Below are 20,726 nucleotides of genomic sequence, written 5' to 3'. Positions count from 1 at the left end.
CGGCATGTTTTCCTACTACTTCCTGCTCGGCATACGCAGCCTGCGGCGCAACCCGGCGCTGACCGCGCTGATGGTGCTCACGCTGGCCGTGGGCGTGGCCGCCAGCATCGCCACGCTGACCATCCTGCACGTGATGTCCGGCGACCCGATCCCGTCCAAGAGCGAGCGCCTGTTCGTTCCCCTGCTGGACAATGGCCCGCTGCAGGGCTACACCCCGGGCGACAAGCCGAACGACCGCCAGCTGTCCTATATCGACGCGGCCAACATCGCCGCCAGCAAGCAGGGCGACCGCCGCACCGTGATGTACGGCGTGGCCGGTCCCATCGAGCCGGCGCGCAAGGATCTGAACGTGTTCAACGCCAGCGGCCTGGCGCCCACGCGCGACTTCTTCGCCATGTTCGAGGTGCCTTTCCTGTACGGCCAGGCCTGGAGCGAAGCGCACGACGCGGCCGGCGCGGACGTGGTGGTGCTGAGCCGCAAGCTGTCCGAAAAGCTGTACGGCGACGCCGACCCGGTGGGCCAGCGCGTCACGCTGATGGGCTTTGAATACCAGGTCACCGGCGTGTACGACACCTGGAACCCGGTGCCGCGCTACGTGCGCATCATCGGCGGCCCCGGCGCCTTCGGCAGCGAGGACGAGTTCTACATCCCGTTCGCCACCGCCATCCGCCACCAGTACGGCCACAACGGCAGCATGAGCTGCAGCGCCTACCGCGACCCCGGCTTCGACGCCCTGCTCAAGTCCGAATGCACGTGGATCCAGGGCTGGATCGAAATGCACTCGGCCGCCGACCGCCCGGCCCTGCAGAACTGGCTGGACGCCTACGCCGCCGAGCAGCACAAGCTGGGCCGCCTGAAGCGCAACGCGCCCACCCATCTGTACAACGTGGGCGAGTGGCTGGAATTCCTGAAGGTGGTGGGCAACGACAACAAGCTGTCGGCCTGGCTGGCGTTCGGCTTCCTGGTGCTGTGCCTGGTAAACACCATCGGCCTGCTGCTGGCCAAGTTCTCGGTGCGCGCGCCGGAGGTGGGCATCCGCCGCGCGCTGGGCGCCTCGCGCAAGGAGATCTTCAGCCAGTTCCTGATCGAGACCACGGTGGTCGGCCTGGCCGGCGGCATCCTGGGCCTGCTGCTGGCCTTCGGCGCGCTGGCCCTGCTCGCCATGCAGTCCAAGCAGCTCACCGTGGTGGCGCACATGGACTGGATCATGATGGGCTCGACCTTCCTGATGGCGGTGGCCTCGGCCGTGCTGGCCGGCCTGCTGCCGACCTGGCGCGCCTGCCAGGTGACGCCGGCGCTGCAACTGAAATCGCAATGAGAACCCAACCAGGACAATGACATGGAAATCCGTCCCATCCTCTCCGCGCTGATGCGCAACAAGACCGGCCCGATCCTGGTGGCGGTGCAGGTTGCGCTCAGCCTGGCCATCCTGGCCAACGCGCTGCACATCGTAAACATCCGCCAGGCGGTGGCGGCGCGCCCCACCGGCGTGGTGGCCGAGAACGACATCTTCCACCTGCAGGCGCGCAGCCTGCGCGAGAGCGGCCACGAAGAGCAGCTGGCGATACAGAAAGCGCAGGCTGCCACGCTGCGCGCGGTGCCGGGCGTGCTGTCGGTGGCTGACGTGAGCCAGGTGCCGCTGTCGCGCTCGGGCAGCTACAACAGCTTCGTGGTGAGCCAGAAGCAGGACAAGGAAACCGCCAATACTTCCTACTACATCTCGCCCGATTCGCTGGTGAAGACCTGGGGCCTGAAGCTGATCGAGGGACGCGACTTCAACGCCGCCGACGTGATGGAGATCGACCAGAACACCAGCAAGGAGCAGCCCAGCCTCATCATCATCACCAAGGCGCTGGGCCAGAAAGCCTGGCCGGACGCCACCAGCTACGTCGGCAAGACCTTCTACATGGGCATCGGCCCGGAAGGCCGGCCGGTGCGCGTGGTGGGCGTGGTCGAGCGGCTGCAGTCGCCCGGCGGACAGGTCGATGTCACCGGCGAGATCAGCACCATCGTGCCGGTGCGCCTGACCGGCGACAACTACTCGATGTACACGGTGCGCGCCGAACCGGGCCAGCGCGACCGCGTGATGAAGGAAGCCGAGGAAGCGTTGCGCAAGGCCAGCAACAACCAGCTGGTGGTCAAATCGAAGACGCTCGAAGGCGACCGCAAGGACCGCTACCGCTCCGACGTCGGCCTGGCGTGGATGCTGATCACGGTCAGCGGCCTGCTGTTGCTGATCACCGCCAGCGGCATCGTCGGCATGGCCAGCCTGTGGGTGACGCAGCGCCGCAAGCAGATCGGCGTGCGGCGCGCGCTGGGTGCGCGGCGGATCGACATCCTGCGCTACTTCATCACCGAGAACATCCTCATCACCAGCGTGGGCGTAACGGCAGGCGTGCTGCTGGCACTGGGCCTGAACCAGCTGCTGGTGAGCAAGCTGGAAATGGCGCGCCTGCCGGCCGGCTACATGCTGGCCGGCGCCGGCGTGTTCTGGGCGCTGGGCATCGTCGCGGTGTACGGGCCGGCCTGGCGCGCCGCGTCCATCTCGCCGGCCATGGCCACCCGCAGCGCCTGAGCATGCAGGGTTGCGCGGCTGCGCCGCTCGGCGTGCCCGCCAACCCGCCTTACGCCGACGCCGCAGGAGCCAGGTAGGGCGCGTGCTCGTCGGACAAGCCGGCCTTGAGGGCACGCGTGCCCTGGTCGGCCAGCACTTCCTTCTTGCCCGCCTCCACGCCGTCCAGCGACTGGCGCGCCACTTCCGACGGCTGCACTTTCGGCACGTCGAAACCCTGCGTCAGGTCGGTATCGATAAAGCCCACGTGCAAGCCCTGCACGCTCGTGCCCTGCGCTTCAAGCTCGCGCCGCAGCGAATTGGTGAAGCTCCACGCCGCCGACTTGGATGCCGAATAGGCCGACAGCAACGGGCTGGCGATCCACGCCGCATCCGACAGCACGTTGACGATGGCGCCGCCGCCGTTGGCTTTCAGCACCGGCGCGAAAGCCAGGCTGACGTGCATCACACCGTAGTAGTTGGTCTCGAAGATCTCGCGCGCCATGTCCACCAGTCCCGGCGCCAGCATCGACGGCAGCACGCGGGCGATGCCGGCATTGTTGACCACCAGCGTCACGTCGCCCGCCTGGGCCACCGCCGCTGCCACCGAGGCCGGGTCGCTCACATCGAGACGGATCGCGGTCACGCCGGGAATATCGACGCCTTCCGGATTGCGCACGCCTGCATAGACCTTGCTGGCGCCGCGCGCCACCAGTTCCTGGGCGAAGGCCAGGCCGAGTCCACGGTTGGCGCCGGTAACGAAAGCAACGGAATTTTTGATGTGCATGATATGAGCTCCAGGGAGTTTTTAAGATTGCGGTCGCAATCAATGAATTAATAGTAGTGACCGCAATTATTAAAGTCAAGGAGAATTTCTAGTGGATTGCTCAGCGCCGCTGACGCTGCGCACACTTTAATTGCGACTACAACCAAAATATGTAAAAATGACGGCAAAGGAGCGCCGTCATGAAAATCTCGAAGGAAAAAGCCGAAGAAAACCGCGCCGCGCTGCTGCAGGCGGCCAGCCGCCTGTTTCGCCAGAAGGGAATCGACGGCGTGGGCGTCGCGGAAATCAGCCGCGCCGCCGGCCTGACGCATGGGGCGCTGTATGCGCACTTCCCGTCCAAGGAAGCGCTGGCCGCCGAGGCGCTGGCGTGGAGCCTGGAACAAAGCAACGCCAAATTGCTGACCGGCACCTTCAATGGCGAGCCGGACCTGGACAAGTTCCTGGCCGGCTACCTGACGGTCAACGACGGCGAGGACTACGCCGAGCACTGCGCCATGGCCGCCGCCGCCAGCGAGATCGGCCGCCAGGACACGGCGGCCAGCGCCGCGTTCAGCGAGGGCTACATGGTGCTGGTGCGGGCCTTCGAGCGCCGCATCGCCGCCGCCAATCCCGGCGCGGACGCCTTGCGCAGCGCCATGGGCGTGGTGGCGTGCATGGTGGGCGCCGTGTCGATCGCGCGCGCCACCGTCAAGGCCAGGCCGGAGCTGTCGGCCCAGGTGCTGCAGGGCGCGCGCGGGATCATCGCCGCCGCGCTCAAAGGCGCGCACGGCTAGCGCCGGCCGGCAGGGACAGCTTGAGCACAGAGGGTTTCAAGCGCTTTGAATTGCGGTATGCTGGCGGGATGCCTACCGTACTGATAATCGACGACAACGCCGCCATCGCCGTCGCGCTCGAAGTCCTGTTTTCGCTGCACGACATCGACGCGCTGCGCGCCGCCTCCCCCGAAGCGGGACTGGCCCTGCTGGAACAGCGCAGCGCCGGCATCGACCTGGTGATCCAGGACATGAATTTCACGGCCGACACCACCTCCGGCGAGGAAGGGGTGGCGCTGTTCCGCGCCATCCGCAAGCGCCATCCGGACCTGCCGGTGATCCTGCTGACCGCCTGGACCCACCTGGACGCGGCGGTGGACCTGATCAAGGCCGGCGCGGCCGACTATTTGGCCAAGCCGTGGGACGACAACCGCCTGATCGCCACCGTCACCAATTTGATCGAACTGGGGCAGGCCAACCGCGCGCTGTCGCAGCGCATGCAGAGCGAGCTGCGCCAGCGGCGCGACCTGGAAAAGCACGAACTGCGCGGCATGGTGTGGCAGGATCCGGCCACCGAACGCGTGATCCACCTGGCCTGCCAGGTCGCCAGGTCCGACGTGCCGGTGCTGATCAGCGGCCCGAACGGCACCGGCAAGGAACGCATCGCGGAAATCATCCAGGCCAACTCGGCGGTGCGTGAAGGGCCCTTCGTGGTGCTCAACTGCGGCGCCCTGCCGGCCGAGCTGATCGAGGCCGAGCTGTTCGGCGCCGACGCCGGCGCCTACACCGGCGCCTCCAAGGCGCGCGAGGGCAAATTCGAAGCGGCCGACGGCGGCACCCTGTTCCTCGACGAGATCGGCAACTTGCCGCTGGCCGGGCAGATGAAGCTGCTGCGCGTGCTGGAGACCGGGCGCTTCGAACGGCTCGGCTCGAACCGCGAACGGCAGGTGCGGGTGCGCGTCATCAGCGCCACCAATGCCGACCTGCAGGCCATGATACGGGCCGGCACCTTCCGCGAAGACCTGTTTTACCGCCTCAATGTGATCGAGCTGAACCTGCCGCCGCTGGCGGGCCGCCCGGCCGACATCCTGCCGCTGGCCCTGCACTTCCTGGGCGGCCGCAAGACGCTGGACGCGCGCGCCCAGGCGGTGCTGCAGGCGCATCCCTGGCCGGGCAATGTGCGCGAGCTGAAGAACGTGATGCAGCGCGCCTGCCTGCTGGCCGGCGGCGACGTCATCACGGCAGCGGACCTGGGCCTGCCCGCCGCCGCGCTGGCGCCGTCGGCACTGGCCTCGGCCGCCGCCGATGCCGAACCGGACCGCGACGCCATCGCCCAGGCGCTGCAGCGCGCGCACGGCGTGGTGGCGCAAGCGGCGGCCGAGCTGGGCCTGTCGCGCCAGGCGCTGTACCGCCGCATGGAGCGGCTCGGCATCGCCCGCGCATGATGCCCGCCCGCCCGAAGGCTGCGCCATGAGCGGCCGGCGCGACCTCGGCATCCGCCTCTCCCTGCTGACGCGCTGGTCCGCGCTGGTGGGCACCCTGCTCACCCTGGGCATCCTGATCGCCCTCGCGCTCACGCGCCTGCTGCCCGACCAGCCCACGCTGGTGGTCGGCATCTGCCTGCTGGCGGTGATACCGATCGCCGTCATCACCATCCGCGCCCAGCTGGAGCACATGCTGTCGCTGTTCCGCGCCCTGACCGGCACCGTCACCAGCTACAAGGATGGCGATTTCTCGTTCAGCCTGCACTGGCCGCAGAACGACGAGCTGAGCGACCTGGTGGGCGCGCACAACGAACTGGGCCAGGTGCTGCGCGAACAGCGCCTGGGCCTGGTGCAGCGCGAACTGCTGCTCGACACCATGGTGCAGAACACGCCGGTGGCCATGCTGCTGGTGAGCGACGGCGGCCCCATCGTGTACGCCAACATCGCCGCGCGGCAGCTGCTGCACCAGGGCCGCCGCCTGGAAGGCCACCGGCTGGACGCCATCCTCGCGCACGCCTCGCCGGCGCTGGTGGACGCCATGGCGCGCGGCGGCGACGGCCTGTTTACCACCGGCGAGGCGGAGGATGAGGAGGTCTACCACCTGGCGCGCCGCAGCTTCAACCTGAACGGCCGCAAGCACGAACTGCTGCTGCTGCGCCAGCTCACGCTGGAACTGCGCCGGCAGGAAGTGCAGACCTGGAAAAAAGTAATCCGCGTCATCAGCCACGAGCTGAACAATTCGCTGGCGCCGCTGACCTCGCTGGCCCACTCCGGCGCCGAGCTGGTGCGGCGCGGCCAGACCGAGCGCCTGCCGCAGATCCTGGCCACCATCGAAGAGCGCACGCGCCACCTGGAAACGTTTATCCTCGGCTACGCCCGCTTCGCCAAGCTGCCCACGCCGCGCCTGGAGGAGCATCGGTGGCCCGCTTTTATCGCCCAGCTCAAGGACCAGGTGGACTTCACGCTGGCCGGCGAGCCGCCGCAGGAGGCGGCCTGCTTCGACGGCGCGCAGATGGAGCAGGCGCTGCTGAACCTGCTGAAGAACGCCCATGAATCGGGCTCCGCGGCGGACGGCGTCAGCCTGGCCGTGCGGCGCGTGCAAGGCATGGTGCGCATCGAGGTGCAGGACCGCGGCCCCGGCATGAGCGACGCGGTGCTGGCCAATGCGCTGGTGCCGTTCTACTCCACCAAGCGCAGCGGCACCGGCCTGGGCCTGGCGCTGGCGCGCGAGATCGCCGAGGCGCACGGCGGGCGCATCACGCTGGCCAACCGCGACGGCGGCGGCCTGGCTGTCACGCTGATCCTCCCCCTCGCGGCAGCGTGCGGCTAAAATGGCGGCATGACTTCGCTGCCCACTTCCGCCCGCTACGACCAGCCCGGCCATCCGCCGGCCACCATCACCGAATTCCAGGGCGTGCGCTCGCTGCACCTGGGCACCTCCTGGGTGCAGGGCGCCATGCGCCTCGCCAGGCCGGACGCCATCGAGCTGGAATACGTGCAGATGATGATGATGTGGATGCTGTTCCACGACAAGCCGCGCCACATCGTGCAGCTGGGCCTGGGCAGCGCGGCGCTGACCAAGTTCTGCTACCAGCGCTTCCCGGACGCCAGGGTGACGGCCGTGGAGCTCAACCCCAACGTGATCGCCATCTGCCGGGCACTGTTCGGGCTGCCGCCCAACGACAGCCGCCTGAACGTGGTGGAAATGAACGCGCTTGATTTCGTCATGGACCCGGCCAACCACGGCAGCGTCGACATCCTGCAGGTGGACCTGTACGACCAGGACGCGCGCGGCCCGGTGCTCGATACGCCGGAGTTCTACCAGGCCTGCTTCGATTGCCTGGGCGAGAACGGCATCATGACCACCAATGTGTTCGGCGAGTTCAGCAACTACGACAAGAATCTGCAGGCCATGGAGCTGGTGTTCGACGCCGTGGTGTGGCTGCCCGAGGTACACGACGCCAACATCGTCGTCATCGCGTTCAAGCAGGCGCCGCAGATCGACTTCAGCGTGCTGTACGAGCGTGCGGGGGCCATCAAGAACCGGCTCAATTTGCGGGCCAAGGGGTGGGTGGACGGCTTGAAGGGCTGGATGCTGGATCAGCAATAAAATGGCATAAAGAGCGCCCAGGGGACAACCTTACGATATTTCTTCTTAGAAATCACGCAAATCAATAAAGATTATTCGTTTTTACAACAGCTGCATCGGAAATGCACCGAAACAATGCATTAACTCTTGGTCCACTCAATCGTGCGCGTTAGTATTTTCGCACCGCCGGGGCTTACCAGGCTACCGCGCCCACTAATAACGAGAGAGAATGGACCTTACATGAAGACAGCAGCACGCCAGGCTTCGCCTATCCGCTTCAAACGCACCCTTCTTGCCAGCGCCGTCCTGCTGGCCGCCTCCCAAGCCTACGCCCAGACCGCCGCCGCTCCCGCCGCCGGCGAAGAGCAGACCGTGGTCGTGCTGGGTTCGCGTTCGACCGCCAAGACCGCGCTGGACACCTCGTCGCCGGTCGGCCTGATCAACATGAAAGACATGCAGTCGGCCGGTCCGCTGGAACTGGGCAAGCTGCTGCAGACGCTGGACCCGTCGTTCAACTTCTCGACCACCTTCATCAGCGATGGCACCGACATTATTCGTCCGGCCACCCTGCGCTCGCTGGGCCCGGACCAGCTGCTGGTCCTGGTGAACGGCAAGCGCCGCCACCAGCAGGCGCTGGTGAATGTGCAGCAGACCATCGGACGCGGCTCGGCCGGTACCGACATCAACGCCATTCCGCTGTCGGCCATCCACCACATCGAAGTGCTGCGTGACGGCGCCGCCGCCCAGTACGGTTCGGACGCGATCGCCGGCGTGATCAACATCGTGCTGAAGTCGAACGTCAACGAGACCGCGGTCAGCGGCCAGCTGGGCACCACCAAGGAAGGCGACGGCGACATGATGTCCGGCAGCGTGAACCGCGGCTGGGCGCTGGGCGAAAACGGCGGCTTCATCAACCTGTCGGTGGAAGCGCGCAAGCGCGAGGAAACCAACCGCGCCGGCGTCGATTCGCTGCGCGTCAATCCGCCGCGCGTGACCCAGCGCATCGGCGACAGCGACGCCAAGGATGCCTACGCATGGTGGAACGCGGCGCTGCCGATCGACAAGTCGAGCGAGTTCTACGCCTTCGGCGGCTTCTCCAAGCGCAAGGGCGATTCGTCCGGCTTCTTCCGCTCCAAGGGCGACGGCCGCAACGTGACCTCGGTCTATCCGGAAGGATTCCTGCCCAACATCCGCACCACCGTCAAGGACGGCTCGTTCGCCTTCGGCTACCGCCGCGACCTGGCCAACGACTGGAAGGCCGACGTCAGCATCAACCACGGCATGAGCGAGCTGGACTTCCACGAGAAGCAGACCATCAACATCTCCTACTGGTACGAGCCGAAACCGGGCGGCGGCATCTACGCCGAGTCGCCGTTCGAAGCCGACACGGGCAAGCTGAAATTCAACCAGACCACCTTCAACGCCGACGTCAAGGGCCCGGTCAAGCTGGGCGGCGAAGAGATCTTCCTGGCCACCGGCTTCGAGTACCGCCAGGACAACTACCAGATCGTCGCCGGCGATCCGGTGTCCTACCAGTACGGCCGCACCAACAACCCGGCCATCGTCATCAAGGACCAGACCGGCGGCGTGGCGGCATCCGGCACCCAGGGCTTCCCCGGCTACACCCCGGCCACCGCCGTGGACGAAGGCCGCCACAACATCGCATTGTTCCTGGACGCCGAATACCGCCCGTTCAAGGAACTGCTGCTGGCCGGCGCGGTGCGCTACGAGAAATACTCGGACTTCGGCAACACCACCACCGGCAAGTTCAGCGCCCGCTGGGACCCGAGCAAGGAATTCGGCCTGCGCGGCAGCGTGTCGTCCGGCTTCCGCGCGCCGGGCGTGCAGCAGAAGTTCTACAGCTCCGTGTCGACCAACCTGAACTCGGCCGGCCAGCTGACCGAGACCCTGACCGCGCGTGAAGGCAGCGCCGTCACCACCGCGCTGGGCATCAAGCCGCTGAAGGAAGAAACCTCGCGCAACGCCTCCTTCGGCATGGTGCTGCGTCCGGCCAAGAACATGTCGCTGACGGCGGACGTGTACCAGATCAAGATCAAGGACCGCATCGTGTTCTCGAGCGAGATCTCGCCTGAAGCCGGCGGCGGCCCGATCGCCAACGTGCTCAACCCGCTGAAAGTGGGCCAGGCGCAGTTCTTCACCAACGCGGTCGACACCCAGACCCGCGGCCTGGACATCGTGGCCGACCACACCACCCGCTTCGACGCTTCCACCCTGGTGCTGTCCGGCCAGCTGGGCTTTAACAAGACCGAAGTGACCAAGCGCCATTCGCCGTCCAACCTGCTGAGCGGCGAGCAGCTGTTCAACCAGGCGCAGGTGCGCCTGATCGAACGCGGCCAGCCGCGCAAGCACCACGTGGTGGCGGCCGACTACACCCTCGGCCAGTGGAACGTGAACACCCGCGCCAACTACTACGGCGAAGTGCAGGGCGAAGGTTTCAGCCCGCTGCAGACCTGGGACGCGAAGTGGATCGTGGACGCGAGCGGCCGCTACAACTTCAGCAAGAAGACCAGCGTGTCGGTCGGCGTGAACAACCTGTTCGACACCTATCCGTCCGAGTGGACCAACGGCGGCGACTTCCCGAAACTGGGCTTCAAGTACTGCTGGGAGACCTGCCCGTTCGGCGTGAACGGCCGCTCGATGTACGTGAAGTTCGACACGGTGTTCTGATTCGGCCGGCGAGCGCCTGACAAGGCGGCATTCGTACCCCTGTGTACATTGGTGAGACTTCGCGCCATGTGCAGCCGGTACAATGCCGCCTTACCCAACTCGCTTCAGGATTCACCATGTACCGCATTCCAGCCTGCCTCGCCCTCGCAACCGTGCTGACCGCTTGCGGCGGCGGTGGCGGCATCGCCGGCTCCGGCAGCACTCCCCTCCCCGATCCCACACCCAGCGCCGGCCCGCTGAAAAAATACGAAGGCGCCTGGATCGCCCCGTGCGAGGCCCACAGCCGCGAGACGACCAGCATGGTCTCCGCCAACAACGGCAACTCGCTGCAGCTCAACCTGAAAACCGATTTCTACGCCAATATCGGCTGCACCGGCGTCATCATCGCCACCGCCACCTATTCCGGTCCCGTCATCACGCTCAACTTCACCAGCACGGTGAAGAACGCCAGCGTGAAGCTGGCCGGCGCGGAAACCGTGACGGCGGACGTGGACGTGGGCGGCACCGTGGCCGCCGGCCAGACCGCCATCGTGAGCGGCACCGGCGTCACATCGCGCATCGTCAACGGCAAGACGGTGTGGACCTTTGCGTTCAGCGAAGGTTCGGCCGAAGCGCAGTTCGAACCCATCACCGGCACCGGCACCGGCGCGCTGCTGCTGCGCAACGGCGAATTGTGGACGTTGACCACCTCCGGCGCCAGCGGTACCGCCTTCAACCTCGAGAACCGCCTGACGCGCTAAGCGCGGGCCGTGCCTCATAGGCGGCCAGGTGGATCACCGCCGCCAGCCGCCGCACGAAGCCGTCGATCAGCTCCGCAGGAATCTGCGCATAGCCCAGCATCAGGCCGCTCCAGGCCTGGCCGCGTTCGGCGGTGGCGTGCATGCCCAGCGTGTGCGCCACGATACCCTCCCGCTGCAGGCGCGCGCCGATGGCGGCGGCGTCCAGCGTGGCGCCGGTAAAGCGCAGCGCCAGGTGCATGCCGGCGGACGCGCCATGCACCTCCGCGATCGAACCCAGGTGCCGCTGCAGCGACGCCACCAGCACATCGCGCCGCTGGCGGTACAGGCGGCGCATGCGGCGCAGGTGCAGCGCGAACTGGCCGCTGCGCAGGAACTCCGCCAGCGCCAGCTGCTCGGCCACGCGGCCGCGCGCGGCGGACTGCGCGCGCATCTCGGCCAGCGGTTCGGCCAGCGCCCGCGGCACCACCAGGAAGCCGATGCGCAGCGCGGGAAACATGGTCTTGCTGAAGGTGCCGAGGTAGAGCACCGGCGCATCCGGCGCCAGGCCCTGCATGGCCGACAGCGGCGGGCCGTCGTGGCGGAACTCGCTGTCGTAGTCGTCCTCGATGACGAGCGCGCCCGCCGCGCGCGCGTCGGCGATCAGCGCCAGCCTGCGCTCCAGCGTCAGCACGCCCCCCAGGGGATACTGGTGCGAGGGCGTGGTGTAGACCAGGCGCGGCGGACGGCGGCGCCAGTCCTGCCGCGCGGGGGCGATGCCGTCCTGGTCCACGTCGATTCCCACCACCTTCAGGCCCGCGCCACGGAACGCGGCCAGCGCGCCCAGGTAGCCGGGATGCTCGATCCACACGGTGTCGCCCTCGTCGGCGCAGGCGCGCGCGCACAGGTCCAGGCTGCTCTGCGTGCCGTCGGTGATGAAAACCTGGCTGGCGTCGCACAGTACGCCGCGCGAGGCGCGCAGATGGTCGGCGATGGCGCTGCGCAGCGCCGGCTCGCCGGCCGGGTCGCCGTAGTTCAGCTGGGCCGGATTCAGGCCGCGCCAGGCCTTGTCCAGCAGGCGGCGCCAGTGCGCAACGGGGAAGGCATCCAGCGCCGGCACGCCCGGCACAAACGCGCCCATCTGGTGGGCCGGCCCGGCCACCTCGCGCAGATTCAACGCGCGGCGCGACAGGCCGGGGAAAGGCGTGCCTGCGGCCGTGGCCGTCGCCGCAGAAACCGCGCGCACCAAGGCCGATGCGGCGCCCATGGCCACGGCGGCGGCCGGCGCAACCCTGGTGCCGCTGCGGTCGCTCACCGCGTAGCCCTCGCACACCAGCTGTTCGTATGCATACAGCACGGTGTTGCGCGCCATGCCCAGTTCGGCCGCCAGCGTGCGCGTGGCGACCAGACGCGTGCCGGCCGCCAGCGTGCCGTCGCGGATCGCCGCGCGCAGGCATTCGTGCAGCATGCGCTGGCGCGGCCAGCCGCGCTGCGCGTGCTGCCGAGTGAAGGAGGATACAAGCAAGGCGTAGTCCATCGTGGCTCCAAAATATTCCATCATGCTGGACCTTTTTTCAGGGCCAGATGTTGATTATATTGCAGCACATGAAAACACACCCTACCCCACGCACCCGCGTACGCCGCGTTGCAGACAACGCCGCCTACGACACCGCCACGCTGTACGCCATCATCGACGACGCCTACGTCTGCCATATCGCCTTCAGCGACGGCAGCAACGACGGCAGCGCGCCGCACTGCATCCCGACCGCATGCTGGCGCGAAGGCGGCCACCTGTACATCCACGGCTCGAACGGCAGCCGCATGCTCAAGCGCCTGGCTGAAAGCGAAGCCTGCGTCACCATCACGCACGTGGATGGCCTGGTGATGGCGCGTTCGGCCTTTAACCACTCGATGAACTACCGTTCGGCGATGGTGTACGGACAGTTTGAAGCGGTGGAAGGCGACGCCAAGCGACGCACCATGGAAGCGTTCATGGAACAGCTGCTGCCCGGACGCCAGGCGCAGGTGCGCGGCGGCAGCGACAAGGAATACGCCGCCACCACGGTGATGCGCATTTCGCTGGAAGAAGCGGCGTGCAAGGTGCGCTCGGGCGGCCCGCAAGACGATGCCGAGGACATGTCGATCGACACCTGGACCGGCGTGCTGCCCCTGCAGCGCGTGCGCGCCGCGCCCATCCCCGCCGAAGGTGCGGGCGCGGCGCCGGCCTATGTCCAGCAGTGGCAGCACGGCGCGGAATGACATTCCGCGCCAGGCCGGTCTCAGCGGCGTTCGCGGCGCCAGAGCAGCAGCATGCTGGCGGCGCAAACGAGCGCGAACGGCCAGGACGGCAGCGGCGCACGCACGCTGCCTGCGCCGGCCGGTTCCGGGGAGCGCGCGGCGTAGCGCGCGGTGGCGTCCTGGCGCAAGGCACGCTGCCATAGCGGCCAGTCGCCTGCGCCATGGATGTAGATGCGGTGCTGCGATTCGCCGCTGCGCAGCGTCAGCCAGCCGGGCTGCTGCGGCCAGAAGGCGGCGCATACGCTTTCAGCCTGGCTGCTGCGTGCCTGCCAGGCCGTGGCCGCCTGGCCATCGATATGCAGCGCCGCGCCGGCCTCGGCGCCCTGTGCGCAGACCTCGGTGCGCAGGCCCGCCACCGGCATGGGGTCCGGCAGCTGCCAGCGGATCTTTTGCACGGCGCCGGCGGCCCCTTTGTCGAGCAGCACTTGCCACCACTGGCCGAGTGCCAAGGGCGAGGAGATGCCGTAGCGGTGCCAGTCCGACACGCCCACCCAGCTGACGCGTCCCTGTTTCCAGGCGCGCTGCCAGAGCCATGGGCGGCCGCTGCCGTCGGTGGCTGCGGCCGACCATGCGCTTCCCGGCTGCTCCCCAGGGTTGAGCGGGGCAGGTGGCATGGCGAGCAGCTCGCCGTTCAGCTTGAACTGGCGGGTGTCTTCCTTTTCGGTGGTGGCGGGCTGCGGCGCCAGCCGCAGGGCCAGCTCGCGCTGCCAGACGGCGGCGTCGCTCGCGCTGCCGCCCAGGACAATCAGCGGCACCCCCTGGCCGGTTTGCGCCAGCAGCGCCGCGCGCGCCGGAGCAGGCAGGGACTCGAACCAGGCGCCGTCGACAATGCGCGCGCCCGGTTCGGCCAGTGGCGCGCGGGCAGACTCGGTCCGGCTCAAGCCTTTGCCCAGCGTGGTTTGCCAGTCAAGGACGGCGTTGCTATCGGTCAGAAGCTGGTTCAGGGCGCGCGTGTCAAACGAGGGTGCGCCGAAGCGGCCGATGATTTGCAGCGGCACCGGTGGGGTCACCTCCAGCGGTACCGGCCCCTGCGCGACGGTCTGGCCGGCGGCGTCCAGCAGGCGGGCTTGCAGCAGCAGCGTCTCGGCCAGCGGCGGTTGCCAGGAGAGCGAGAGCGGTGCGCCTGGCTGGCCGGATTCGGCAAGGACCTGGCCGTTCTCGGCAAGCAGTTGCAAGCGCCAGCCAGGCTGGGCGGCGCTGTGTTGCGCCGACAAGGCGAAGCTGCGGCCAAGCGCCAGCGTCCGGGGAAACTCGAGGCGCAGCAAGTCGCCCTGCGGCCGAGTCCAGCGCAGTGGACGGGCGGGCAAGTCGTCCCACTGCGCGGTCCGCAGGCCATCCCCTGTCAGCGCGATCGATCCGGCCTGCGGCACGGCGAGCAGCGCGCGCGACAAGGCATCGCCTGGCTGCTGGTCTGTCGCGATGGCGATTTCGCCGGCGCCGGCCGCCGGCTGCGTGGGCGAGGCCAGCATAGCGGCCAGCGACAAGGCGGCCAGCACCGCCAGCGCAGCGTTCAGGGACTGGCGCTGGCGCACGTACAGCGCGGCGCTCAGCAGCCCTGCCAGCAGCACACCAGCGCCGGCCGCACCCGCGCTGAACACTGCACCGAACAATTCCAGCCCTGCCGTCATGGCTGCTCCTTGCCGCGCCAGGCCTGGCGGAATTTGCTGTCGGATTGCGGCTGCGCCTGCAGCACGACGGCCGGTTCGGTGAGTGTGGCGCGCAGGTAGGCGCGCAGCACGGCACGGCAGTCCGTGCAGCCGTCCGCCACGTCCTGCACGGCACGCTGCGCCGCCAGTTTCTGCTCATCGCCGCCGATGTGCGCGGCGATGATCTCGCGGGCACGCTTGCTCCACAGGGCCGGCAGCGCGCCGCCGGAGGCCAGCGCCTGGACCAGCCCGCGCACTTCCTGCGGCACCTTGTCGCCGGCCGCGCCTTGCGCGCGCCTCGTGCTTTGCGCCCCGACCACGTCGCCGGTCAGGCGTTTTTCTTCCTTGATCGCCGGCGGCACGAAGGCGGTGCGGTGCAGGTAGACCCGTTCGGCCTGCTGCAGTTCCTTGATGGCGTCCAGCGCCCTGTATTCCGGCGCCAGCGCGGCTTGGGGCGCGACGGCGCGCAGCTGCTTTTCCGCGTCCCACATGGCTTTCAGTGCGCGGCGCAGCACTTCCTTGGTCTTGGGGTCGAAAATGGTGGCGTTGTCGGTTTCGTCGTGCTTGTGCCCGAACTCGGCGACGATGCTCGCCATGCCGCCGTCCTTGAAGGCGCCGGGGCGCTGCGCGGAAGCGCCTTCGTGCTTGTCCTCATCGCCATGCCCGTCGCCGTGCTTGTCGCCGTGCCCATGTTCATCGTCGCCGAACAGCGTGGATTCTTCCCCCAGGAACTGGCCGTAGCGCAGCCGCAGGCGCGACTGGTCCCCGGCGATGGCTTCGCTGCGCTCGCGCAGCGTGGCGCGGTGCAGCTTGGGCGCGTCGGCCAGCAGTTGCTCGGTGTCGATGATGATCTGGCGCTGGCTGCGCAGGCTTTCGGGCTTGACCATGGTCGGCAGCGCGGAGGAGTCCAGGCTTTCCGACTGCGGTCCGGGCAGGCGCAGCGTGTAAGTCGGGGTTTGCACGGTGTGCGGCTGGGGCGCGTTGTCGGTCGCGCGAAGGAAGAAATACAGCTCGTCGCCGGGTTCCATGCCCAGCTCGGCGAGGGACCAGTTCTTCTGCCAGTTGCGCGTGCGCGGGTCGGCCGATTGCGGCAGCGGCATCTCGCGGTCGCTGAAGCGGATGTTCTCGCCGCTGCCGCGCGCCAGCGTCAGGTGCAGGCTGGCACGCACGATGCCGTAGTCGTCGCGCGCGGCCACCGAGAGCTGGACCGACCTGGCGTCGGCGGGCAATACCTGGATGGCTTCCGACGGCGCGACGATGCTGGCTTGCGGGGCCTGGTCGATGGTGACGCGGATGTTGTGGCGGCTGCCGCCGCGCACACGCCAGAACAGGGACTCGGTGGCGGTCCAGCCGGCACAGTCCTGCGTCAGGCTGAGCGTCTGGCCGTCGCTCAGTTCGATGGTGGCGGGCATTTCGCCGCCGCGCTTGTAGCACCAGCGCACCTGGCTGTGCTGGGGAACCTGGATATCGCCGGCGCCGGACTCGAAGGGAGCGGCTTTGGTGTAGCCCGGTGGCGTGACGCGCAGCACGATGTCGCCGGGGGCGCGCGGCCCGGCTTTGCCGGCGGCAGCCTTGCCGTTGGCGTGGGCGGGGCCGGCCTGGGTGGCCTGCCAGGCGTAGGCCGATGCGGCGCACAGCACGCTCGCGGCAATGGGCAGCAGCGCATGACGGACGCGGACGCGGGCAATGGCGCGGTAGTCGTCATCGCGCAATACGTCGAGCAGGCGTGCCTGCAGGCGCTGGCGCTGCAGGCGGGCGACGGGCGTGGCCGGTTCGGTGGCGAGCAGCGCGCTGCTGTCTTCCAGCGCGGGCACGGCGGCGTCCAGCCAGCGCGGCCATTCGGCGGCAACGCGGCGGCGCAGGGCAAGCAGGTCGGCAACGAGCCAGATCAGCCAGGCGCACAGCAAGACCAGGGGCGCCAGGGCAGCGGGGCCCGATTGCGGTGCACCAGGTGCGCTCAATGCGGTCCGTGCCAACAGGAGCGACAGGGGCAGCAGCGCGCCGGCCCACAGCGGTGCGCGGCGCAGCAGGATGGCGCGCCACAAGCGGCGCTGGACGGCGGAGCGAAAGTCAGCGTCGGCGGACATGGGTCATCAGGCGTTCGAGGGCAAACAGGGCAAGCAGCACGTACGCGAGCCATGCGGCGGGCGGCGTGCCGGGCATGGCCAGCGGGGAACTGCGGCGCGGCGCGAGTTGCATGGCGGGCATGGGATATGGCTGCGCCGGGCGCGCCAGGGACTGCCAGGTTTCGTACAGTGCGCGGGCGGTGTCGGCGGTTTGCGGCGGCATGGCGCTGGAACGCCACAGGCGGCCGCGCGGGCTGTCGGCGATCTGGAGGGACAGGCCATTGATGGTCAATGGCGTGCCTGCCGGCTCCTTGACGCCGAACGCGGCGAACGGAGCGGATGCCGGCAGCCACCAGAGCGGAGCGTGCCAGCCGGCCGGCGGTGCGGCCGGAGAGTCCCAGACGATCAGCTTGGTTGCGGCGACGGGCTTGTCTTCGATGAGGTAGCGGCCCGCGCCAGCCGCAGAAAACGCGGCGAACGCGGCGCGCCAGGCGGCCATGCGCTCCGGCGGCGCGGACACGGCAATGCGATACTCGGCGCGCGCAGTGGCGGCAGTAGCGCTGGCGGCCGGAAGGAGGCGGATGTCGGCGGCGTGGGCCAGCGATGGAAGCTGGGCAGGCATGGGGATGGAATCGGCCAGGACGAGTATGCGCGCAGCGGGACGCCATTCGTGTTCGTGGGCTTGCAGCCACTGCAGGGCGTTCTCCGGCAAGGGCATGCGCGGCGCGGCGCCCAGTCCGGCTGCGGCGACCTGCTGTTCGATCCACGCGGCGTGCGCGGGCCTGCCGGTGCCGGTGGCCAGCGCGGGTGCGACGAAGACCGTGTCGCCGCGCCACGGCATGGCGGTGGCGGCGAGCCAGGCGATCAGGGCGGCCAGCAGCAGGCAGCGCAAAGCCAGCAGCACCAGGTCTTCCCAACGCCAGATGCGTGCGGTCTGCGGCGGCGCGGCGGGCAGGAAACGGGCCGTGGCCAGCGGCTCGGATTTGACGCGCTGGCGCTTTTGCCTATGCCACCAGATGGGCAGCAACAGCACCGGCAAGGCGAGCCACCACAGGGTCTGGGCGCCGGCGATCATCGTGCCCTCGCGCGCGGGGACGCCAGCTGCAGCCAGCCGCGCAGCACCGCCGCCAGCGGCTGTTCGATGCGCGCTTCGTAGTATGGAATGTCGTGCTGGCGGCATGTGCCGCCGACGGCGGCGAAGTGCGCCGTCAGCGCGGCGCGGTAGGCCGCACGCCCCGTCTCGTCCAGCAGATGCAGCCGGGCTGCGGTGGCAGGGATGCCGCCCTCTGGATCGCGGTAGCCGGCGCCGGGATTGAAACTGGCGTCCACCTCGGCCTGCGTGCGCACGGCCAGCAGGCGCACGTCGTGCTGCATGTGGCGCAGGCGCAGCAGCGCTTCGGACAGCGGCGACGGCCACTCCAGGCAGTCGCTGGCGGCAAAGACGAGGCTGGGCGCGCGCGCGAAATGCAGGCTGGATTGGAGCGTGGCTGCATCCGGCATCGCGCCCTGCGGCCTGGCCTTGGCTAGCTGCGCCAGCACGCGCTGCAACTGGCGCGGACCGCGCGAGGCGGGCGTGAATTCGGTCTTGCCATCGGTGCAGACCACCAGCCCGAACGCGTCGCCCTGCCGCTGCGCGACGGCGGCGATGCAGGCCAGCACGGTGCCGGCGAATCGCAGCTTGTCGACCTTCGGCACTTGCCGGCTGGGCTCCGCCATGGACGCGGTGGCGTCCAGCCACAGCCAGGTGGCGACGTGGCTGTCGCGCTCCGCTTCACGCACGTAGTAGCGGTCCGCGCGCGCCAGCAGCTTCCAGTCGACGCGGCGCCACTCGTCGCCCGGCGCGTACGCGCGGTACTCGGAGAACTCCACGCCGGCGCCGCGTTCGCGGCCGGCGTGGATGCCGTGACCCAGCCCCGCCAGCACGTGGCGGACGATGAGCTCAAGGTCGTTGGTATGCGCCAGCAGCGCGGCTGTATCCAGCATCGGAAGTCCAGCTTAGTCAGGGCGGATATCGTTGCGCAGTGCGGCCAGGATGTCGGCGATGGCGACGCCGTCCGCCTCTGCCTCGAAGTTGCGCAGCACGCGGTGCGCCAATACCGGCAGCAGCATGGCGGCAATGTCTTCGCGCGTGACGGCCAGGCGGTTGTGCATCAGCGCGCGCGCCTTGGAGGCCAGCACCAGCGCCTGGCCGGCGCGCGGACCGGCGCCCCAGCCCACGTGCTTGCGCACCGCCGCCACCGCACTCTCCTTCGGCCGCGTGGCGCGCACCAGGCGCGTCGCGTACAGCAGCAGGTGCTCGCCGATCTCGATGTCGCGCACCAGCTGCTGCAGGCGCAACAGGGTCGCCACGTCCATCACCGGCTGCGCGTCGGCCAGGCCGGCGTGCGTGGTGGCCGACACCATGGCCACTTCCTCCGCCTCGCTCGGATAGCCGACGTCGATGCGCAGCAGGAAGCGGTCCAGCTGCGCTTCCGGCAGCGGATAAGTGCCCGCCTGTTCGATCGGGTTCTGCGTGGCCAGCACGAAGAAGGGCTTGGGCAGCTTGTGCGTCTGCCCGGCGAAGGTGACGGCGCGCTCCTGCATCGCCTCCAGCAGCGCGGACTGCGTCTTCGGCGGCGCGCGGTTGATCTCGTCGGCCAGCAGCACCTGCGTGAAAACCGGGCCCTGCTGGAAGCGGAATTCGCGCTTGCCGGTGGCGTGTTCTTCTTCCAGGATCTCGGTGCCGACGATGTCGGACGGCATCAGGTCGGGTGTGAATTGCACACGGCGGAATTCCATCTCGGTGGCCTGCGCCAGCGATTTCACCAGCAGCGTCTTGCCCAGTCCCGGCACGCCTTCCACCAGCGCGTGGCCGCCGCCCAGCAGGCAGATCACCAGCGCATCGATGACGTCCTGCTGGCCGATGATCACTTTCGACATGCTGGCCTTGAGCGCGGCCACCTTGGCGCTCAGCGCGCCGATTTCATTTTCATTCCACTGCACAGACACGTTCAAGCTCCCAATGCGTACTGAATAATGTTGACTGCAAAGCGCGTGTTGTCGACCACCAGCCAGCGCTTGTTGCGAAAGTCGTAGTCCCACTCGCAGCCGTAATCCTTGTTGCTGTACAAGACCCGCACGCGGCCGCCGAACTCGATCGCCTTCAGGTAGTCGTGCACCAGGTCGTCGCCCCAGCCGTTCAGCTCCACGCTGGTGTTGGGCGGGCCGTCGAACTTGAAGAAGCTCGAATACACAGGGTGGCTGTTCGGGATCTTGTGCAAGGCCTTGGGGCCGAACATCCTGGCCAGCTCGGCCTCGAAGGACTTGGCAAACAAGCCGTCGATATCGTGATTGCAGTCGTCCACGAACACGAAGCCGCCGCCCTTCACATAGCGCTCGAAGTGCTTGCGCTCGGCGGGCGTAAACTGCACCAGCTTGTGGCCTGCCAGGTAGCAGAAAGGCGCTTCGAGCATCTTCGGATCGGACAGCGCCACGATGCGCTCGACGGGATCGACGCGCAGGGTCGTGTATTCGACCAGCGAGTTGAGCACGTTGCTCGGCATGCGCACGTCCACATCCCAGTCGCCCGACTCGTAAGTCAGGCGGGTGAAGTAGAAATCGTAGGAGGCCATGTGCGTTAGTCCCTTGCTGTGCGCGGCGGGTTAGGGCT

The 20,726-nt window shown here is 68.4% G+C and carries 17 protein-coding genes; 9 read left to right on the top strand and 8 right to left on the bottom strand.

What is annotated here, in order from left to right:
• Positions 1–4: 4 nt before the first annotated feature.
• Together ASD15_RS12790 and ASD15_RS12785 are read left to right on the top strand one after the other, a co-directional pair.
• Positions 5–1,318 (top strand): ABC transporter permease, encoded by a 1,314-nt coding sequence (locus ASD15_RS12790; RefSeq protein ID WP_057155372.1) that lies wholly within the window; start codon positions 5–7, stop codon positions 1,316–1,318.
• Between the two features lie 21 nt (positions 1,319–1,339).
• Positions 1,340–2,575, top strand: a complete 1,236-nt coding sequence (locus ASD15_RS12785; protein ID WP_057155371.1) for an ABC transporter permease — start codon at positions 1,340–1,342, stop codon at positions 2,573–2,575.
• 49 nt (positions 2,576–2,624) lie between these two features.
• Here ASD15_RS12785 and ASD15_RS12780 read toward each other — a convergent pair whose 3' ends face one another.
• Positions 2,625–3,338 carry an SDR family oxidoreductase gene (locus ASD15_RS12780; RefSeq protein WP_057155370.1) on the bottom strand — a complete coding sequence of 238 codons (714 nt, stop codon included), beginning with the start codon at positions 3,336–3,338 and terminating at the stop codon, positions 2,625–2,627.
• Positions 3,339–3,517: 179 nt separating this feature from the next.
• On the opposite strand from ASD15_RS12780, the gene ASD15_RS12775 reads away from it, so the two are divergent.
• The 6 genes from ASD15_RS12775 (at position 3,518) to ASD15_RS12750 (ending at position 11,091) form a co-directional block, all read left to right on the top strand.
• Positions 3,518–4,111, top strand: a complete 594-nt coding sequence (locus ASD15_RS12775; protein WP_057155369.1) for a TetR/AcrR family transcriptional regulator — start codon at positions 3,518–3,520, stop codon at positions 4,109–4,111.
• A 68-nt stretch (positions 4,112–4,179) separates the two neighbouring features.
• Positions 4,180–5,535, top strand: a complete 1,356-nt coding sequence (locus tag ASD15_RS12770) for a sigma-54 dependent transcriptional regulator (protein WP_057155368.1) — start codon at positions 4,180–4,182, stop codon at positions 5,533–5,535.
• A 25-nt stretch (positions 5,536–5,560) separates the two neighbouring features.
• The gene (locus ASD15_RS12765; protein ID WP_057155367.1) at positions 5,561–6,904 is read left to right on the top strand and encodes a PAS domain-containing sensor histidine kinase; all 1,344 of its coding nucleotides are present in this window, start codon (positions 5,561–5,563) and stop codon (positions 6,902–6,904) included.
• Positions 6,905–6,913: 9 nt separating this feature from the next.
• Entirely contained in the window at positions 6,914–7,684 is a 771-nt protein-coding gene (locus tag ASD15_RS12760) for a spermidine synthase (protein ID WP_057155366.1), read from the top strand.
• 219 nt (positions 7,685–7,903) lie between these two features.
• Complete coding sequence (locus ASD15_RS12755) at positions 7,904–10,351, top strand: TonB-dependent siderophore receptor (protein ID WP_057155365.1); 2,448 nt, start codon at positions 7,904–7,906, stop codon at positions 10,349–10,351.
• A gap of 116 nt (positions 10,352–10,467) precedes the next feature.
• Entirely contained in the window at positions 10,468–11,091 is a 624-nt protein-coding gene (locus tag ASD15_RS12750) for a hypothetical protein (RefSeq protein WP_057155364.1), read from the top strand.
• Here the strand turns inward: ASD15_RS12750 and ASD15_RS12745 are convergent.
• Positions 11,063–12,604 (bottom strand): PLP-dependent aminotransferase family protein, encoded by a 1,542-nt coding sequence (locus ASD15_RS12745; RefSeq protein ID WP_057155384.1) that lies wholly within the window; start codon positions 12,602–12,604, stop codon positions 11,063–11,065. The two genes, ASD15_RS12750 and ASD15_RS12745, sit on opposite strands and share 29 nt — an antisense overlap.
• Positions 12,605–12,672: 68 nt before the next feature.
• Between ASD15_RS12745 and ASD15_RS12740 the strand changes: the two genes are divergently transcribed.
• Positions 12,673–13,326, top strand: coding sequence for a pyridoxamine 5'-phosphate oxidase family protein (locus tag ASD15_RS12740; RefSeq protein WP_057155363.1), 654 nt, complete (start codon positions 12,673–12,675; stop codon positions 13,324–13,326).
• 20 nt (positions 13,327–13,346) lie between these two features.
• On the opposite strand, the gene ASD15_RS12735 is transcribed toward ASD15_RS12740, so the two are convergent.
• The 6 genes from ASD15_RS12735 to ASD15_RS12710 are packed head-to-tail and all read right to left on the bottom strand — an operon-like array spanning position 13,347 to position 20,688.
• Complete coding sequence (locus ASD15_RS12735; RefSeq protein WP_057155362.1) at positions 13,347–14,993, bottom strand: hypothetical protein; 1,647 nt, start codon at positions 14,991–14,993, stop codon at positions 13,347–13,349.
• Positions 14,990–17,098, bottom strand: coding sequence for a DUF4175 family protein (locus tag ASD15_RS12730; protein ID WP_057155361.1), 2,109 nt, complete (start codon positions 17,096–17,098; stop codon positions 14,990–14,992). The genes ASD15_RS12735 and ASD15_RS12730 overlap by 4 nt, the downstream gene beginning before the upstream one ends.
• Entirely contained in the window at positions 17,082–18,152 is a 1,071-nt protein-coding gene (locus ASD15_RS12725; RefSeq protein ID WP_057155360.1) for a BatA domain-containing protein, read from the bottom strand. Before ASD15_RS12725 ends, ASD15_RS12730 begins: the two co-directional genes overlap by 17 nt.
• The gene (locus ASD15_RS12720) at positions 18,149–19,060 is read right to left on the bottom strand and encodes a DUF58 domain-containing protein (protein ID WP_057155359.1); all 912 of its coding nucleotides are present in this window, start codon (positions 19,058–19,060) and stop codon (positions 18,149–18,151) included. The genes ASD15_RS12725 and ASD15_RS12720 overlap by 4 nt, the downstream gene beginning before the upstream one ends.
• 12 nt (positions 19,061–19,072) lie before the next feature.
• Positions 19,073–20,065 (bottom strand): AAA family ATPase, encoded by a 993-nt coding sequence (locus ASD15_RS12715; protein WP_373888175.1) that lies wholly within the window; start codon positions 20,063–20,065, stop codon positions 19,073–19,075.
• Between the two features lie 2 nt (positions 20,066–20,067).
• Positions 20,068–20,688 carry a DUF4159 domain-containing protein gene (locus ASD15_RS12710; RefSeq protein WP_057155357.1) on the bottom strand — a complete coding sequence of 207 codons (621 nt, stop codon included), beginning with the start codon at positions 20,686–20,688 and terminating at the stop codon, positions 20,068–20,070.
• Positions 20,689–20,726: the final 38 nt, after the last annotated feature.

The organism is Massilia sp. Root351 (genome assembly GCF_001425045.1).
GTDB lineage: Bacteria > Pseudomonadota > Gammaproteobacteria > Burkholderiales > Burkholderiaceae_D > Rugamonas.
The sequence above is the reverse complement of the archived record's forward strand: the minus strand, read 5'-3'. Positions and strand labels throughout refer to the sequence as shown.

Coding starts and splice junctions, on each gene's coding strand:
- ASD15_RS12770 (WP_057155368.1), top strand. CDS start 4,180: ATGCCTACCGTACTGATAATCGACGACAACGCCGCCATCGCCGTCGCG.
- ASD15_RS12780 (WP_057155370.1), bottom strand. CDS start 3,338: ATGCACATCAAAAATTCCGTTGCTTTCGTTACCGGCGCCAACCGTGGA.
- ASD15_RS12775 (WP_057155369.1), top strand. CDS start 3,518: ATGAAAATCTCGAAGGAAAAAGCCGAAGAAAACCGCGCCGCGCTGCTG.
- ASD15_RS12755 (WP_057155365.1), top strand. CDS start 7,904: ATGAAGACAGCAGCACGCCAGGCTTCGCCTATCCGCTTCAAACGCACC.
- ASD15_RS12745 (WP_057155384.1), bottom strand. CDS start 12,604: ATGGACTACGCCTTGCTTGTATCCTCCTTCACTCGGCAGCACGCGCAG.
- ASD15_RS12720 (WP_057155359.1), bottom strand. CDS start 19,060: ATGCTGGATACAGCCGCGCTGCTGGCGCATACCAACGACCTTGAGCTC.
- ASD15_RS12730 (WP_057155361.1), bottom strand. CDS start 17,098: ATGTCCGCCGACGCTGACTTTCGCTCCGCCGTCCAGCGCCGCTTGTGG.
- ASD15_RS12735 (WP_057155362.1), bottom strand. CDS start 14,993: ATGACGGCAGGGCTGGAATTGTTCGGTGCAGTGTTCAGCGCGGGTGCG.
- ASD15_RS12765 (WP_057155367.1), top strand. CDS start 5,561: ATGAGCGGCCGGCGCGACCTCGGCATCCGCCTCTCCCTGCTGACGCGC.
- ASD15_RS12740 (WP_057155363.1), top strand. CDS start 12,673: ATGAAAACACACCCTACCCCACGCACCCGCGTACGCCGCGTTGCAGAC.
- ASD15_RS12750 (WP_057155364.1), top strand. CDS start 10,468: ATGTACCGCATTCCAGCCTGCCTCGCCCTCGCAACCGTGCTGACCGCT.
- ASD15_RS12725 (WP_057155360.1), bottom strand. CDS start 18,152: ATGATCGCCGGCGCCCAGACCCTGTGGTGGCTCGCCTTGCCGGTGCTG.
- ASD15_RS12760 (WP_057155366.1), top strand. CDS start 6,914: ATGACTTCGCTGCCCACTTCCGCCCGCTACGACCAGCCCGGCCATCCG.
- ASD15_RS12785 (WP_057155371.1), top strand. CDS start 1,340: ATGGAAATCCGTCCCATCCTCTCCGCGCTGATGCGCAACAAGACCGGC.
- ASD15_RS12790 (WP_057155372.1), top strand. CDS start 5: ATGTTTTCCTACTACTTCCTGCTCGGCATACGCAGCCTGCGGCGCAAC.
- ASD15_RS12710 (WP_057155357.1), bottom strand. CDS start 20,688: ATGGCCTCCTACGATTTCTACTTCACCCGCCTGACTTACGAGTCGGGC.